This is a genomic window from Mycetocola sp. CAN_C7 (genome assembly GCF_015752285.1).
Taxonomy (GTDB): Bacteria; Actinomycetota; Actinomycetes; order Actinomycetales; family Microbacteriaceae; genus Mycetocola_A.
Map to the genome: position 1 here is coordinate 1 of NZ_JADOUY010000020.1, position 1,140 is coordinate 1,140.

A 1,140-nucleotide genomic window follows, 5' to 3' on the forward strand; every position below is an offset into this window, starting at 1 on the left:
TTCGGGTTGTTCGACCAGATCTGTTGCCAGAGCCCGTCGGGGAATGTGGTGAAGGCGAGGATGTCCGCCCGGGCAGCATCGAGGTGCTCGTGAGCGTCGGGGAGTTTACCGTCGACGTAGTCCAACAGCCGATTGAACTGGGCGTGCACCGCGGCAGCGTCGGGCTGGTCATAAACGCTGTGGAGCATCGCTTTGACGGCTGGCCACATGCTCTTCGGGGTCACACTCATCAGGTTCGCCGAATAGTGGGTGCGGCATCGTTGCCAGGCGGCTCCGGGGAGGTTCGCGGCGATCGCTTCGACCAGGCCGCGGTGGGCGTCGGACGTGACCAGGCGCACCCCCGTCAGGCCCCGGGCAACCAGGTCAGCGAAGAACGTGTTCCACGCGGCGCCCGTCTCGCTGGTCGCGACCCGAAGGCCCAGGACTTCGCGGCGCCCGTCAGCGTTGACGCCGGTCGCGACCAGCACGACGGCGTTGATGACTCGTCCGCCCTCGCGGACCTTCATGGTCAGGGCGTCGGCGGCAACGAACGTGAACGGGCCTGCCTCGCCGAGGGGCCGGCGCCTGAACTGCTCAACGTGTTCGTCGAGATCCGCGGCCATCCGGGACACCTGCGATTTCGACAGCGAGTGAATCCCAAGGGTCTTCACGAGCTTGTCCATCCGGCGGGTCGAGACGCCGGCGAGGTAGCAGTCGGCCACGACGGTGATCATCGCGGCCTCAGCGCGCTTGCGACGCTCGAGGAGCCACTCGGGGAAGTAGGTTCCCGAGCGCAGCTTCGGAATCTGAACATCGATCGTCCCGACCCGGGTATCGAGGTCACGATGGCGGTAGCCATTGCGTTGCGCGGTGCGGTCGGGGCTCGGTTTGCCCCACTCGGCTCCGACAACAGAATCTGCATCGGCGGACAGCAGAGCATTGATCATGGTTTGCAGCAAGCTGCGCATCAGATCCGGGGACGCGTCGGTCAGGGCTTCGCTAAGGAGGCCGGCAGGGTCGACAATATGGGGTGCGGTCATCGTGATGACTCCGTTTCGAGGATTCGGTAGAAGGTTGACTCGAAGGATCACACGGTGACCGCACTCACGCTCTAAACGACGAGGCCGGCCACCGGGCTACACCACCTTAAGGGGCATGACC

Annotated in this window: 1 protein-coding gene; it reads right to left on the reverse strand. The window is 65.0% G+C overall.

The genetic code is table 11. From position 1 onward, the window contains the following. The coding region (locus tag IWX78_RS16310; protein ID WP_196834692.1) for an IS256 family transposase at positions 1-1,019 on the reverse strand (1,019 nt) is incomplete at its 3' end. Positions 1,020-1,140: the final 121 nt, after the last annotated feature.